The sequence below is a fragment of the Psychrobacillus sp. NPDC096389 genome (genome assembly GCF_044762855.1).
Lineage (GTDB): Bacteria > Bacillota > Bacilli > Bacillales_A > Planococcaceae > Psychrobacillus.
In genome coordinates this window covers 641,866-657,860 of sequence record NZ_JBIWFB010000001.1, presented here as the reverse complement: position 1 = coordinate 657,860, position 15,995 = coordinate 641,866, and the positions used below count along the sequence as shown (strand labels likewise).

The window sequence follows — 15,995 nt, the reverse complement described above, 5'->3', positions numbered from 1 at the left end:
GAAACTGGCGGTGATTTACATGCAATCCATAACTCGTGCTATGACTGTTGCAAAAGTTTTAGCAGCGCATGCAAATGAAAAAGGAGTTAGTATTTCTGTGCTTTCCAAACAATGTGAGCTACCACTCAGCACCATGCACAGATTATTACAAGCGATGATTAAACAGAGCATGGTCGAACAAGATGAACAAACTAAACTGTACCGTCTTGGTGTTGTTTGGTTAGAGTACGGTTTGCAAGTGTACGATACGATAGACTACGTCAGCAAAATTAGACCGGAGCTAGAACGGTTATGTAGAGAAGTTGAGGAGAGTGTCTACTTAAGTAAACCAGTTGGCACAGAAGCAATGATCGTCGAAAGAATTGATAGTGAAAATAATCCAATTCGAATTTACGACCAACTAGGATTGCGTATTCCACTACATATCGGTGCTGCCAATAAATCAATGCTTGCAGCTATGCCTAAACAGCAATCCGAAAATACTTTATCGCAACTTTTACCTATAGAGAAGATTCCCGAGTTTATGCAAATGCTCGACCAAATCTCAAAGCAAGGCTATGCAATTAGCCACTCTGAACGGACAGAAGGTACCTCTTCTATCGCAGTTTCTATCAAAGACAGCCTTGGACAAATTATTGGTGCCATCAGTATCGGGGTGGTCAGCTTCAACCTAACAGAAGAACGTCTTGAATTTCTAACTAATAAAGTAATCGATGCAGGAAAGATTATATCGAACAAACTTAATCCCCATAACTAAAACGAAGGTATTTAGTCACTAGTTCAACCTCTTCTTTTTACCTAAATTTTAAATCTCTATTGGTATAATTGTAGTAAAATGGTATACTACAATTAAAAAAGAAGGTGGAATATTGGAAAAAATAAGTGAACTTAAAAAGTACAAATATCTACTAACTTTCCATGGAGGAAATCAATTAGTATTAGAAACGAATACAAATATTCATCAAGCCAAAAAAGATGCTGTAGATGGGAACACATTCATCCATACAGAAAACCACTACACGATCAATCTTTCCCAAATACAGAACATAAAAGTAATCGTCCAAAAATAAAATTCATTGACACAGAAGTATTACAAGTGCCTGGCACCAAAAAGAGGGCAACCCGGTCTATTCGACCCAGTTGCCCTCTTTTTTCTATATATTACATTTGTGTTACAGGTGCCTGGCACCCGTAACATAAGCGTAATAATACTACTTTAAGTTAGTCCATTCATTTTCTAGCCATGTTTTAAAATCGGAACCTTTTTCACCTTCATACGCGTCATATACATCAATTCGCATTCTTTTTAACTTTGTCGCGAATTCTTCAAATGTATGGTCAGCCGGTAAACTTTTTTTCACGCGAACGAATACTTTATTAGCTCCTTTGATCACTTCAAACTTTTTGCGTGCAGGTAGTGCGGCTTCTTCGCCAAACTCAAGAAGTATGTGATATGCAGCTTCCTGAATTTTATAAACTGGATCATTTGCTAGTCGAGATCTCATTATGTCAATCACTTGACTAGTATTGTATTTTCCTAATTCCTCTACTGCATCATAACGCGCTTTCCAATTGGACGTACGGTTTGCTGCTTTTTTTAATTCCTCATAATTCTCCGGTAACTCATTATTTACTATCTTTTTATTCAACTAATCCAAACTCCTTTTTTGTTCGTTCCTACATTATATACTACGATTGATCGTTCTCCTATTTTTTTCGAATAAGCCAGATATTACTTGGTTGATTTATGTAACTTTTTGAGGTTTTTCTTCTTTCTGTGCCGTTTACTCAATGGCATCCCAAATTCAGGATTCATCTGCATGACTAATTCTATATTTTTGCCAATAAAATAATAGCGATGAATGTAAACAGAAAAAAAAGCTGTGAAAAGGGACAATAAAGAGATGCAAACAATAAGCAATATAAAGACAGCAGAATCTGTATATACAAATGATAAGATTAACTGTCCTAATACATAGCTTGCTCCTCCAATGGCCAGCCAACTAACAGGGATAGTGCTTTTTTGTTGTAACTTATAGTACGTGCCCGAATATAGCGCTTTCCAATTCAGCAAGTTCACTCCAACTAATAATGCGACAAAAAATAAAACCCCCTTAAGGAAAGGTCCTCTCCCTTGTGCCCCCATATTAAGATACAACAATTTTTGTATCACCAAGAAATAAATATACGTATTTACGACACCATAAATTCCAAAAAATAAATAATAAGATTTCTCAAACTTATAAGGTGCAATTAAATAAATAAGTGCCCAAAGTTGAATAATTCCGATTGGTATAATAGCTGCAATAAAGTAAACGAACGAAAAGGGCTCACCTACAATCGGCAATAAGCCAATAAGGTATAAAAAGATTAAGAAAAAGCAAATAATATTGGATCTATTCTCTCGAGGTGTTTGTAATCTTAAATAAGACTTCATAATCTTTTCTTTGTTTTTCTTTTCTAGATTTTTCTTCTCTATAGAGGTTCTCTCTCCCGTCGATTCTACCTATATATTGCAGAAGTGTTACTGGTGCCTGGCACCAGTAACACTTCTGCAACAAAACAACCTAATTCATCCATAACTAGATTAATCACAACACGCCTAAACTCATTTCAGCATAGGTTCGCTCGGATCTTGTTTTCTTAAACTGAACAAATACAGGTGTTTTTTGGGTCATATTATACTCTTTTAAATAGCCGAATAACTCCCAATATTTTACTTGCGATTGTACTTCATAGTCTTCTGTAACTCTCGTCATCAACAAATTATCGACATTAAAATAGCTACTGAAGTTCACTTCTACTTCCTTAGGAATTGAAAAATAACTTTCTGCAATTGGAAGGAAGAGCTGAGCCGTCATTACTTCTGCAGTTGGCTCACTAATAATCGAGAAAAATATGGCACCTGTAGGATGGTAGCCATGTTGGGTTAAGATTTCATCAAAATCATTTAAGGCGATATCAATTTCCTCAGGCAAAAAGTTATATAATTTCGAGGCTACATTACGATAAGCAATTTGATGGTTTTCTACAATCATTCTATATCACCCTGCCCTACTACTGGTACATACAAATCGATTATGTAATCGCCATACACTTCCAATAATACACAATAATATGTTTCAGCTAACTTTATGCCCCTAGCACTTGCATACGATTTTATTTTTTCATATGCTGCGTAAAAGTCCATTTCTTGATCCGCTTGTCGAAGTATCAACGCCCTCTCCAATACTAATATATCTTGAAAGGAAAAATCCTCTTCATTGGACAGAACAACTGGACTACTGATAGGTAAATAATATGTAAATCGACCTGACTTTTCATCAGTCGGACTTTGCTCAAACGAAAAACATAACGGTCCATTTCGATAGACATCCTTGTTTAGCGTAAAATCCTCCAGCATATATATACTTTCCTGCCAATCCGCTTTTTTCTGCTCCACTTCATACGTCAACACATTTTCAAAAACTAATGAACACATTTCAATTCCCATCCTCATTCACCCTTTCTCCAATTGTTTCCTACTTATTCAAATATCCTCGTTCATTAAAAGTGAAGCTCTTAAATCGATACTTACAATATAAAATGACAAGCTGCTCAGGTAATATAAATAACATGACAAAAAACATAACAATTCCACCTACGATTACAACTATTACATTAATATCATCAATCGCAGAATTACGTGCAATATATTGGATAATAAAAACGATACCTAGGCCACCAATAACAGCCGCTGGGATATAAGAAGTTGTCTCAAATCTTCCCCTTACCTCAGCTTTTTTCGAGCTTTTACGGTAATGCCCCCTTCGTAACAATATAGCGAAACGAACAAATGTAACAATAAAAATTAACAAACCTATCGATAATAAAGTAATAGTGAAGTTCAAGAGAGATTCCGGTGTCACCTTCCCCTCCTCTCCTTCTTTTCCAATAAAAAATAAAGCACTTATAAATATAGAAAAAGAGAATACGTTTTGTGAAACTAGTATAGAAACCAAGTACTGTATCCTACCACTTCTTTTATATACTGCTGGTATTGAATAGATAATAGAAAGTACTATAATTCCAACAGAAATCCAAAAGTGTATCAACAGTATTTCATCTTTATACGGATAAATAGTGGAATCAGCTGCCACATAATATTCAAGGGCAAATAACATCGTTTGCAAGAATATACATAGAATTAGTATAAAGCCCAAACTCCCTGGGCTTTGCCTACCAGTTTCAAACGGTCGTCTCAGCACCACAAAATCCTCTTCCTTAAGTTTTTCAAACATGGAATATACCCTCCACTTTAATTGAATTGCCGCTCGTTAATATAGCCTCGTTCATTAAAATTAAAGCTTCTGTATCGAAATTTACAATATAAAATAACAAGTTGCTCTGGAAGGATAAAAAGCATGACAAAAAATACGAGAATACCACCAACGATCAGAATAATCATATTCAAATCATCAATTGCAGAGTTTCGGACAATGAATTGAATAATAAAAACAATCCCTAACCCAGCAAGAATAGAGGATGGTAAATAAGAAGTTGTTTCAAATCTACCTCTCATTTCTCCTTTTTTTGAGCCTTTACGATAATGACCTCTCTTTAACAATAAATAAAAACGAATAAACGTTGCTAAAAACACTAAGAACCCAATCAATAAAACAATGTAAGTGAAACTAAGTAAGGAATCAGAAGTAGCAATCATTCCATCCCCATCTTTTCCAATTAAAAATAATGCCATGATTAGAAATGGAATGGAAGACATATTTTGAGTAACTATAATGGAAATTAAATACTGTACTTTCTCACTTCTTTTATAAACCGCTGGAATGGCATAAATCAAAGACAACACAATTAGTACAACGGTTAACCAAAAATGTACTGTAAGTATTTCATCCTTATATGGATAAATAGTGGAATCAGCGGCCATAAAATACTCAAGTGTAAAGAGTAATGCTTGTAAAAAAATACCCAGTATTAGGACGAAAGCCAAATTTGCTGGGCTTTGTCTACCGGAATCTATAGGACCTCTTAACACTTCGAAATCTTCTTCCATGAGTTTTCTTGGCATTTGAGCACTCCATTCCATTTAAATCCTATTTATTCAAATAACCGCGCTCGTTAAAATTGAAGCTTTTAAATCGGAATTTGCAATATAAAATGACAAGTTGTTCCGGTAATATAAATAACATGGCAAAAAATAGACCTAAACCCAGTACAATAAGTATCACCATATTAAGATCGTTAATAGAAGACGTTCTCACAATATATTGAATGACAAAAACCAATCCTACCCCTCCAATAATTGCAGTTGGTACATAAGAAGTAGTTTCAAAACGACCCCTCAATTCATCTTTTTTAGAACCTTTTCTATAATGACCTTTTCTCAATAAAATAAAAAAACGTATAAAAGTAGCAACAAAGATTAAAAATCCAATTCCTAAAACAATATACGTAAATTGGATGAGATATTCTGCATCAGCTACTTCGCCTCCCCCATCATAACCAAGGATAAATAAAGCGCTTATTAAAAAGGAAATTGAAAATAAGTTTTGTGATACTAAAATAGATATCAAATACTGTATCTTTTCACTTTTTTTATAAACTATAGGTATTGCGTAGATAATTGACAATACACTGAGCATTACTGTAATTACAAAATGGACAAAAAGAATTTGATCTTTGTACGGATAGACAGTGTAACGACCCGCAGCGAAATACTCTAAGGAAAAGAGTAATGCTTGAAAGATAATAGCCAATATTAAAGTACCAGCCAACGAAGAGGGTTTTTGTCTTCCTGACTCAAATGGACCTTTTAGAACTTCAAAATCTTTTTCTCTTAATTTAAAAACCATTGCGACCATCCTTTTGTTTAATGGAACCATCCTTTTATATGTTCCATTGGCGATTTTTTTCCAAACTTCGTATTCAAGAAAATATTAGCAGCAATACCTGCTCCCACACCCAAAGCTGTACCTACTCCTGGAATTGGTATTAGTACTGTTCCAAGTGCTGTAAATCCAGCCTGAACCGCTCCACCAACAGCCACATCAATCGCCGTATCCACTGTTGCACGTCCAGCAGCTTCCCCATCACTTAGGCCAGCATCCTTTGCGGTCGTATAGTTGCCATAATAACTTAACCCAGCACCTATAGGTCCCAGTGCTTTTCCAACACCTTTTAAAGGTCCACTTGTTACCATACCTTTTACATCCACAAGATCTTTAAACGTTTCTCCGGTTCCTTTAAGCGTAGCACTTCCGATTGTTTTTGCTTTTTGGATATTGGTTGCCTGGTCATTCCAATAGGCAAGGGCCGGATGTTTTTTTAAAGCTTCGTCCCCAGTTCCAGACCAACCGCTTTGTCCTACCTTTTTTGTACCATACTTTAACATTACCGTATTATTTGCAGCAATTTCATAATGTTTAGGCGACCATTTTTTATTTCCTTTTGGAACATTTTTCATTAACTCTTTAAACCCTTTAGCATCTAAATCGGCTCTTAGACTTTTTACTGCTTTACCTGTAGCATTGATGCGGTATCCATATTTACCTGTTTTTGGATCAAAAACTCTCGATGTACTTAGGCCTCCATCTTTCCCAGCTATATACATACCAACGCTTGAAATACCACCAGTAAGACCTGTATTTGCTCTTGTAGCCCATAAGACCGCTTTCGTCAACTTTTCCACGGTCGGATTTGCAGACGAAACATCCCCTGGCTTCTCTTCTTCCCCATCTGCATCCACGTTTTCCGTATCTCCAATTCGTGCATCTAGCTGTGTTCGAAGCGGATGATTTTCGGTATACTCTCCCCACCGGTCTGCCGGGAAGTCAATATCGGTCAAACCGTCATTCATCATCCCTTCAATCTCCAGTAACCACAGTTCCAGGGTTAGTAGATCGGATTCAACTTGTGTCAATGCATTCGTCTGAGTCGAATCGAACTCATTCAAATCTGTGACTGTATTATCACGCTTTTTTTTCGCACTACTAACACCGTCTTGCACTCCGCTATCATCTAAATGAGGAAGTGCAACGATATCGGCGACTTGATCCATAATGCCGTTTGTTTCTTCTGTCAAATTACTCGTTACTTGAGAGATTTCCGTTAATCCTTCTTCTACTTCGCCTTCTAAAAAGCTTTGACGAATAAAACCATTTGGATCTGGCTCTAAAGCATCGAGTGCAGCATCCATTTGAGTGAGCGTTGTCTCAAAATTGCTTTTGCAAGTCGTAAAAAATTGTAAAAAGGGCAAATGACAATCATTGTAAAATGCCCTAATGGCATTTCCGCCTGTTCCTTTTAAGGAATCTTCCATAGAAGCAAGACCTTCTATAGCAGTTTCGATTGCTTTCATTTCCCCTTCTACACGATTAAGCATGTTAATATTTCGCTGTAAGCCATCGTGAAAAGGGCTGACATCTAGTATTTTCATGGAGCCACCCTCTGAGGTCCGTCGATTGTACATTGCATTACACTAGAAATTTCTTCATCCGTCGCTTTCATAAATTCAACAGAACTGGTTGTTGTTTGTATATTAGTAATGACCACCCCTTGGTATTTCGTCAATAACTGTTCCAGTTTAGTCGAAAGCTCCGTCAATTTAGTGACAACATCCAACGTATTCCCTGTAATCGGGGGCTCCGCCTTTGGGTTTAACATTTCCGTCGCATTTGTAATTTCGGCTAATTGGGTTTCTACATCTGCATACACTATTTTCACTTCAGTTGACATAAGTTTTCTCCCCCTTTGTTAATTCGAAGCCTTGGCCCGTTCTTCTTCCGCCAATAAATTGGCAATTGTTTGTTGGATAGATTCAATTTCTGCCATTAGTGAGGCGATTTTACTTGAGATCGCACTAAAAACAGCTGAAAATTGGCTCCCGAGAATTTCTAAGTACGAAGCATGGATTCCGGATTCCCGAATGTCATCGAAGCTAGTTGCAAGTGTCCCATGCCATGTCGTTGTCGTTAGTTCTGGTTCCATACATTTATGTTCATTCTCACTAAATTGACCTTGTTTTTCCGTAACTTTCCCTTGGCATTCAATCATTCGTCGTAGTTCTTCTTGTTTTTTGTACAAAAGTGCATAATAATATCCTAACAATTTTATTCGCTCCTCTCTTAGGCTAACAGGATGTGGGTCACTCAGGCAGTGCCACTCCACATGGCCTTATTTACCTGAATTCAATTTTCCGTCAGGTGTATGCACCAATTTCGGTATAAAAACGATAAATAAAACTGCAATACCGATAGCGATAATCGCTAGTAAAATCATTGTGCGAATTTGATTATCGGCTGATTTTCCGGTATCTATCGGACTAGCCGAAAACTGTTTATCCCCTATTCCTTCATTTGAAAAGAGCTTTAGTTCGGAAGATTTTGCTGCTACCGTACTAATCTCCCCTCGCTCAGCAGTTTGAAATAGAAAGGATGTGTCCCCTCTATTAGGGAGCTGCTTTCTCCCATCAAAGTAAATATTAAATTGCTTTTCGGGAATCGTGTTTTTCATCTCTGTTTTTTTTCCATCATGTAAGTAATCGGTGTTTTTCTTAAACTTTAACTTTTCATAAATAAGCGGTTCCAAATCCTTGACCTGCTCCTCGGCGCTTACAAATTGTACCGCCGAGAACCAAATGATCAATACGAACAACACTGTTTTAATTTTCATACGCTTCCTCTACTTGAACAGCCGGGGCGTTCTTATTCGTAAAATAAGAAATGGTTAACATAAGGATCGAAATCACCCCTGTAATCACAACTCCCCATAAGAAACTAGTTTCCGGTTCATATTTAATAGACATATAAACCGTTGATAACATATCTGGAATATGAATATCCGGTACAGCAAGTATTAATAATGGGATAATATACAAACACATAAGCGCTACACTTGCAATCCACCCTGCTGACTGTCCGAACTCAAGGGCAGTACGAATAATCGCGGCTCCTGCGAGCAATAACAGAATCGTGAAAATCGTCCATTCTACTGCACGCTGGTCATTTAAAATATACATATTAATACTGTATAAACTAATAATTAGCCCCACAAGTAATGATAATATTGCGGTAAGTCCTAAGCGCAAGCCGATTGGACCGTCTTTCATTTGATAGGTGAAATAACCGATTAATAGACTACTTATTAACATAATAATAAATAGAATAACAGGCGGTACTTTCTTCGCTTCATCCGAAAGTTCCGCTTCTCCTTTGACATCTAATGGGTTCACAAAATGATTAAAAGCATAGCCATTTTCTTGACCATCTACATATGTATTAGCCAGAAAACCTTGGATATCTCCATCAAAATCAGACATGGCTTGCACATTTGTTTCCCATTTATTACTAAATTCATTGGAAGTATCTTTCATATTATCTGCTTTTCCGTATAAATCACTTGCATAATTGACTAGACTGCTTTGTCTTTGCGATAAAGACTGCATCATGCTACTCAATGAAATAAGCTGATTGCTTACATTTTGTTGTCCTGCAGCAATTTGTCCTTCAGATGTAGTTGGAACAGGTTCACTAGATCCAATCATCATGGCCGGGTTTTGAATTTGTTGTAAAAGCATATTGGCTTGTTGGTCAATAGCTTGTAAATCTGTTAGTAATGAAACATGTTGCTCCTCAACTGTCTCTTTATAACCAGACATAATTGCTGCAAAAGTCGTACTTAAATCGGTCATCCCAAGCTCGGTCTCTGGAATACTGTCCGTTACAGTGGTCCAGCCTTCTAACTCTTCCTCATTCAAGTCGACGACGTTTTTCAATAAAGCAGTTAAAATTTCATCTTCTAACATGGCATCTTTGTTTGCACTTTGTCCGCCTTCATCTAAAGTAAACCCAAATTGTTCTAGTGTTGCATAATAAGACAATAAAGAGCTAGTATCTGTACTAGTAGCACCTTTCGCAAATAACTCTTCTAATCTTGTACGCTGCTCCTCGGATAAATGTTCATGCTTTAAAAGAGATTCTTCTTTTTGTTTAATTTCAACTCCGATTCTTGCAGTGTCGACTGGGTAAGAGCTTAATATTTGTTGTACGGATTCGTATTCTCTGAAAACAGACTGATAATTTTCTAAAAGGCTGCCAAAGTCTGTGGAAGCTTTTGTATAATCATTCGTTCCTTCTTGCCTTGCATTTTGCCAAACTGATTCTTTTTCAAAGAAACTTGCGTTTACAGCAGTTAACTCTCCTTCTAGTTGTTCCAATTCGCTAGCAAAGCCTGACTCCGGATCTGCCTCTGCAACTTTTGCTTTTAAAGAGGTCAGCGCAGATAAAATATCTGCCACTTTTGCACGTTCTTCTTCTAATCCAGGCAGTACAGTTGTTTCTTTAATAGAAGCTTTTTGTTGCATCTCTTCATTGATCATAGATAACTGTTGTTGATCTGCACCAATATTTTCCACACCTAATACTGCTGTACCATCTTTACTAGTGGCAATCCCTTTTTCCAAATTATCCAAAATAGTATTGTTATATCGATCAATTGCTGTTCCTTGGACGACAAGCAAATCAGATAATTGACGATCTACTTCACTTTTACGTAAATCGGATAAGGCATTGAGCTTTTCTTTGTTGGCATCAATTATGCCGTTCACTTTGTATATTTCATCATTTAATTGTTCTGTGCTCTCTTCTAGTTGTTCAATAGACTCGTTGAATTTTTCAGCTTGTGCCATTGCAGCAGAATGAATCTTCGCTAAACTACTATCTTGCACGAGCTGTAAAATTTGTTTTTGCGTATCTTGAAAGCCTTTATATTGCTGTACATACGAAATAAAATCGCTCATTTGCTGCCCGAATGATTCGGCATTTTCAATCCGGGAGTCATGTGCATTGCTAGCAGATCCGATTGTGGAAAGAAGTGATTCCATTTGTTCTTTCTGCCTTTTCATCTCTGTAGCTAAGTCTTCCGATTCAGGTTTATAATAGGCCGACATAGCACTTAAAAAGTCTGTTTCTTTTCCCAATATGTTGGCAAATTCTTTCTTTATATGATTCATTTCCTGGGCAATATAGCTCCAGTAAAGCGTGGAAACTTTGTCGTTTACACGATTTGTAGCTGTTTGAATTTCATTCAATACACGTTCTTTACGTAAACCTGTTTTTTGTCGCTGTACTTGATAGGCAAATTCAGCTTTTTTTGGATTACGTTGATCGTATGACATAATGTTCTCTGAAAAGTTGGATGGAATATATACTATCGCTTCAAATTGGTTCGATTTTAAACCGTTTTCCGCTGCCCCTCTCCCCATCACTTTCCATTCATAGGGCGAGCCCTCCGCTAAAATAGAGACAACCTCTACCCCCATCTCGATGTTTTCCTCTTCCTTCGTGAGTCCTAAATCTTCATTGACAATGGCAATCACTCGCTTATTGGAAGTGTTCAAGTCTAATATATTTACACCCATAAGTTGGAAGAAGATAATGGGAAGTGCCAATATGATTAATATTCCCGCGCTCATTTTTAATAATTTCATATGCTTATCCGTTTTCATTGCATAATCTTCCTCTCCATCTTGCATAAAGGGATTTGTACTTTTGTCGCATTCCCATTCAAAATATAGTGTGCAAATCCTAGTGGTAGCTCAGCTTCTTTTCGCTCATAAGCTACTGTGTATAAGGTTTGTTCCGACTTTCTCATGTAAATAAGCGCTTGTCGAACAAGTTTTAGTTCATTCGTAAAAGCGTCATATCCTTTTGTCATTTCTGCGTTATTTCCGGAAACAATGACATTAAATCCTAAGTGAGAATAGTTTTTCACAAGTTTCGAGAGACGATCTTGAATGCTGCTATCTGCGGCTTGTAAAAATCGCGTATATCCATCAATGACAAAATAAGAAAGTACAATTTCTACTGGAATATTTCCTTGTTGCAACTTTTCTACATATACTTTTTCTGCTTCTATATAATATTGTTCTGCACGAGTAATCCATTCGATCAAACGTTCTTTCGTTTCTAAATATTCGACACTCGAATAATCCGAAAACTCGGATAGCCCCCGGTCGAAGGAGTCGAAAATAGCAATAAATCCTTTTTTTTGTCCTAAAAGAGTTGAAAGCATCCATTTTAGCGTATTTGTTTTACCACGTTGTACTTGCCCAACAAGCAGGCAATGACGATTTTTCTTAAAGTCAATAATTATAGGGCGTACCGTTTCTTCATCCAATCCAATTGGAATAACTCCATTTTCAGTCGTCTGATCCAGATAATAGGTAAAGTTGGCAGAAGTCAACTCAAGTGGCAACATTGCAATCGGACTTGGAATTTCAATATCCATATATTTCTCTTTTAATGTTAGTACATTCTTTTTAATAGAATCTAATACGGCAAAATCATCTGTTCCGTTTGCTGGTAGGAATACTTGTGTAAAAAAAGCTTCTTCTTTTTTCAAAATCGCCCTTCCTGGGAATGGTTCCAAATTGAAAGGAACACGCCCAATAACCGAAAAAGATTCTGTGGCATCCAACAAATAATGCACAACTTTTGTTTTCAGATTATTCATAAGCGATTGTCTAACAGATTGGACCCTTGTTGCTGCTATGAACAAATGAATACCAAGTGATTGACCATCCCTTCCGAATTGAATCAATTGAGTTTCCAATTCTTCCATTTCTTCACGAACAATATCATAGTTATCTACTACAATATAAATGAGTGGTAATTTTTGGTCAGATAGTTTGTTAAACATATGAATATTGCTCACTTCTTTTTGTTGGAAATCGAGCTTTCGTTTTGCAATTTCTTCTTTTATTCGTTTGATCAGTTTCTCTCGTTTTAGTTCTTCATCTATCGTGAAATAGTCAGCTGTTTGTGGAAGTTGCTTTAATGGGAGCAATGATCCATTGCCATAATCTAAAATATAATAGTTTGCTTCACTCGGTGTTAGCTGCTCTGCTATTCCAAGTAGAACAGTAAGCAATGTATACGATTTCCCATACCCCGAAGAACCAAAAACTCCTAAATTTCCATCTTTGGCCCAGTCGTAATTCACTTGCGTTTGACTTTGTTTTTCGGGTTCATCCATCATGCCCATTGGAATCCCTTTTGTAAGTGGTACAATCTCTATTTGTTTTTCTATTCGAAGTGCCAATGGCGGCAACCAAGGGCTTGCTAATTTTCGAATGTTTAGTGACTTAGTCGTTTCCGCAATTTTAGCGGTGACGGCTTCTATTTCCGTCAAACCAGTTGCGTTCTTTTTCACATTTGTTGCTATTCCAGAAAGTGGATAAAGACCGAGATCGGTAACAATTGCGACATCATCTTCACCTTCTAACACTTCTTCCATATAAGCCGCGCCACTCCATGCCGATTGGAATAACTCATACACTTCGTTGTTTCCGACTTGTAAGTATCCCCGACCAGTTACCGTAATCGAGGCAGCATCACTATTTTTTAAAATTTCCTTACTGTCTGATGCATCCTGTACTTTTAGCGCGACACGGAATCGAGCATTACTCCAAATTTGATCATCGATAATGCCTCCTGGTTTTTGCGTCGCTAAAATTAGGTGAACCCCAAGGCTTCGTCCAATACGCGCCGTACTGACCAGTTCTCGGATAAATTCCGGTTCCTCACTTTTTAACTCAGCGAACTCATCTGAAATAAGAAATAAATGCGGTAACGGCTCTACTGCCCTGCCATCTTTATAGAGCATGGTATAGTCGTCTATATGTGTCACCACATGTTGATCAAATAACCGCTGCCTTCTTTTCAATTCACTATTAATAGAAGCAAGTGCACGCATACTAAAGTTTTTACTTCCTTCGATATTCGTAATCGTTCCTAAAAGGTGTGGGATATTTTTGAATGGCTGTGCCATCCCCCCTCCTTTATAGTCAATGAGTAGAAAAGCAACCTCATGTGGATGAAAATGCACCGCAAGCGATAAAATATAAGTTTGTAAAAATTCACTTTTACCAGAGCCGGTAGTACCAGCAAGTAAACCGTGAGGACCATGTGCTTTTTCATGTAAATTCAACTGAACCAGTTCATCTTTTCCTTTGAAACCAATTGGTACCGCTAATGATTTGGCTGATTCATTCACTGTCCAATTTCGACTGATTGGAACATCCTCTACATCTCTCACACCGAACATTTCTAGAAAACTAACCGAATCTGGAATGGAATTTTTGATACCGATTTGATGATTCAACGTTCTTAACATGCGGGCAAAACGTTCATTTGTCGTTTGATCATACGCATCTAACCGAAATGGAATATCTACCGCTTTACCAGCATCGATTAAAATGTCTCCTTCTTGTTCGTTTACATAGCGGACAAGTGTATGGACATTTTCTGGCATACGTTCTTGCGCTGATTCTGCAAAAATAACTGAAATGCCAAGTTCCTTCGTATTTTTGCTTTCTAGATATTCCAAAATAACATGCTCGGCTAGTAAGGAATAATCCGAAATGATGAAAATGAGGTGAGGTGCGAACTTCACTTTTCCTTTCATTTCATCCACATCGCGCTCTCGTATGAGCTCATACAAAGAAGAAAGTAACTGATCTCGCGTTTCTTCGTTATGTATTAACCCCCTTGCATGCATATGCGGAAGCTTGAAATGTGGTAACCACTTCATCCATTCGATTTCCTTATATTCCTCATGATCAAAAATGTAGATGAATCTCGTGTCATGATAACTATGTGAAAAAGCTAGCTGTCCAATCAACTGGTGTAATTCTCGTTTAATAATAGACTCTTTTCCGATAAGCCCTAAAATGCCTTCCGAAAGATTTGTTGTAATCTGGGCTGCCGGAATTTCTTTATAGACGGCTTCCATTCGCTGTGCCTGTTGTAGCAAATCATCTATTTCTCGATTCGCTAAATCACCAGATGAAAGTTTAACTTCATAACTAGCGGGAATTGTACCTATACCAAGTCGAAAATGTAAAAAGTCATGACTATCTAATGTGCGTTCCCAAATCCTTCCGGAAAGTGCTTTCGTCATTTGTTTCATTTCTTCAAAAGGAGGGAAATGGTAAGCTAATACACTCTTTTGTTTTTCCGAGAGTTCATATAGTTCCTGACGAATATTTTCCAAATAAGCAGTATAAACACGAAGTCTTTTCTCTGCATTCAACTTCCGCTTTTTACGATCTTTGAAAAATTGAACAGTTGACATTGTTAACACAGCTAAAAACATGGCCATGGAAATAATAATGAAATTTCCCCTTGGCATGAAGTAGGCTACTAGCCCAAGAACAATGAGCATAACAAGAGGAAGTGCGATGATTAACAATAATCCTCGTCCGTTATCATCACTTTCTTGTGTAGGGAATGATATCGATACTTTGTCTTCAGGCAAATCATAAATCATTCGAGGTGTTCTTCTATAATCAGGGTACATATGGAAAGTTTCTGATTTAGGTACTTCAATTTCAGAAAGGGGCGTTTCATATGGACTGGACGTTACTACTTCCAGTCGATCTTGCTCGATCAATTTTATTTCCATAAATGCCCACTGGATAATATCACCGATCTGAAGAATTCTATTTGTTTCACATCGTTTTCCATTGATGTATAAAGGACATCCGAATTCTTTTTTAATAATCCAGCCGGTAGTTATTTTATTTAGAGAAAAATGACCGGACTCCACCTGTGGAAATTGCATATTCTTTCTTTTAAATGTGGCGTCGTCTAGTTGCGTAGAGAATGATATTTCCTGTTCATAATCTATAAAGTAAGTCTTTTCGATAAGAGGTGACGAAGAAGCATATAAATACAAAAGCTTATCTTGTTGTTCTATCACTACTTTTTCTTCGTTCGATAATTTACCTACATATTCATTTCCATTGTGTACAATAAGATGATTGTCTTCTTTTTGGACGGTTATATGCCCATTTATAAAAGGATATGATTGGATTGTCACATCATCCTCTACTTTAGGACCGATTGTAAGTGATTCAAAATTATCTTCCTCTAAACAAATGCGCTGATAATACTCCCCATAAAATAGCCAAAATTGTAGCAATGCGTACACCTTCT

The 15,995-nt window shown here is 37.1% G+C and carries 15 protein-coding genes; 2 read left to right on the top strand and 13 right to left on the bottom strand.

Features of this window, described 5'->3' with window-relative positions; all coding sequences use genetic code 11:
* The first annotated feature begins 19 nt into the window (after positions 1–19).
* Both ACIQ38_RS03125 and ACIQ38_RS03120 read left to right on the top strand, forming a co-directional pair.
* Entirely contained in the window at positions 20–757 is a 738-nt protein-coding gene (locus ACIQ38_RS03125) for an IclR family transcriptional regulator (protein ID WP_402817823.1), read from the top strand.
* 112 nt (positions 758–869) lie between these two features.
* Complete coding sequence (locus tag ACIQ38_RS03120) at positions 870–1,070, top strand: hypothetical protein (RefSeq protein ID WP_402817820.1); 201 nt, start codon at positions 870–872, stop codon at positions 1,068–1,070.
* Between the two features lie 141 nt (positions 1,071–1,211).
* On the opposite strand, the gene ACIQ38_RS03115 is transcribed toward ACIQ38_RS03120, so the two are convergent.
* From ACIQ38_RS03115 to essC, 13 genes are all read right to left on the bottom strand, one after another.
* Complete coding sequence (locus tag ACIQ38_RS03115) at positions 1,212–1,649, bottom strand: HEAT repeat domain-containing protein (protein ID WP_402817817.1); 438 nt, start codon at positions 1,647–1,649, stop codon at positions 1,212–1,214.
* Between the two features lie 83 nt (positions 1,650–1,732).
* Entirely contained in the window at positions 1,733–2,437 is a 705-nt protein-coding gene (locus tag ACIQ38_RS03110) for a hypothetical protein (RefSeq protein WP_402817814.1), read from the bottom strand.
* Positions 2,438–2,591: 154 nt separating this feature from the next.
* A complete protein-coding gene (locus tag ACIQ38_RS03105; protein ID WP_402817811.1) occupies positions 2,592–3,038 on the bottom strand; it encodes a DUF5085 family protein in 447 nt (148 codons plus the stop codon).
* Positions 3,035–3,493, bottom strand: a complete 459-nt coding sequence (locus tag ACIQ38_RS03100) for a DUF5085 family protein (protein ID WP_402817808.1) — start codon at positions 3,491–3,493, stop codon at positions 3,035–3,037. Before ACIQ38_RS03100 ends, ACIQ38_RS03105 begins: the two co-directional genes overlap by 4 nt.
* A gap of 28 nt (positions 3,494–3,521) precedes the next feature.
* Complete coding sequence (locus ACIQ38_RS03095; RefSeq protein ID WP_402817805.1) at positions 3,522–4,280, bottom strand: hypothetical protein; 759 nt, start codon at positions 4,278–4,280, stop codon at positions 3,522–3,524.
* Positions 4,281–4,297: 17 nt separating this feature from the next.
* On the bottom strand, positions 4,298–5,068 hold the full coding sequence (locus tag ACIQ38_RS03090) for a hypothetical protein (RefSeq protein ID WP_402817802.1): 771 nt from the start codon (positions 5,066–5,068) through the stop codon (positions 4,298–4,300).
* Positions 5,069–5,093: 25 nt separating this feature from the next.
* Positions 5,094–5,852: a hypothetical protein gene (locus ACIQ38_RS03085; protein WP_402817799.1), complete on the bottom strand. Its 759-nt coding sequence runs from the start codon at positions 5,850–5,852 to the stop codon at positions 5,094–5,096.
* Between the two features lie 17 nt (positions 5,853–5,869).
* Positions 5,870–7,435 (bottom strand): ribonuclease YeeF family protein, encoded by a 1,566-nt coding sequence (locus tag ACIQ38_RS03080; protein WP_402817796.1) that lies wholly within the window; start codon positions 7,433–7,435, stop codon positions 5,870–5,872.
* Positions 7,432–7,734: a YwqI/YxiC family protein gene (locus ACIQ38_RS03075; protein ID WP_402817793.1), complete on the bottom strand. Its 303-nt coding sequence runs from the start codon at positions 7,732–7,734 to the stop codon at positions 7,432–7,434. The genes ACIQ38_RS03080 and ACIQ38_RS03075 overlap by 4 nt, the downstream gene beginning before the upstream one ends.
* A gap of 18 nt (positions 7,735–7,752) precedes the next feature.
* Positions 7,753–8,106: a DUF5082 domain-containing protein gene (locus ACIQ38_RS03070; protein ID WP_402817790.1), complete on the bottom strand. Its 354-nt coding sequence runs from the start codon at positions 8,104–8,106 to the stop codon at positions 7,753–7,755.
* Between the two features lie 66 nt (positions 8,107–8,172).
* Positions 8,173–8,670, bottom strand: coding sequence for a type VII secretion EssA family protein (locus ACIQ38_RS03065; RefSeq protein ID WP_402817787.1), 498 nt, complete (start codon positions 8,668–8,670; stop codon positions 8,173–8,175).
* A complete protein-coding gene (gene esaA, locus ACIQ38_RS03060; protein WP_402817784.1) occupies positions 8,660–11,503 on the bottom strand; it encodes a type VII secretion protein EsaA in 2,844 nt (947 codons plus the stop codon). The genes ACIQ38_RS03065 and esaA overlap by 11 nt, the downstream gene beginning before the upstream one ends.
* Complete coding sequence (essC, locus tag ACIQ38_RS03055; RefSeq protein ID WP_402817782.1) at positions 11,500–15,981, bottom strand: type VII secretion protein EssC; 4,482 nt, start codon at positions 15,979–15,981, stop codon at positions 11,500–11,502. The genes esaA and essC overlap by 4 nt, the downstream gene beginning before the upstream one ends.
* Between the last annotated feature and the right edge of the window lie 14 nt (positions 15,982–15,995).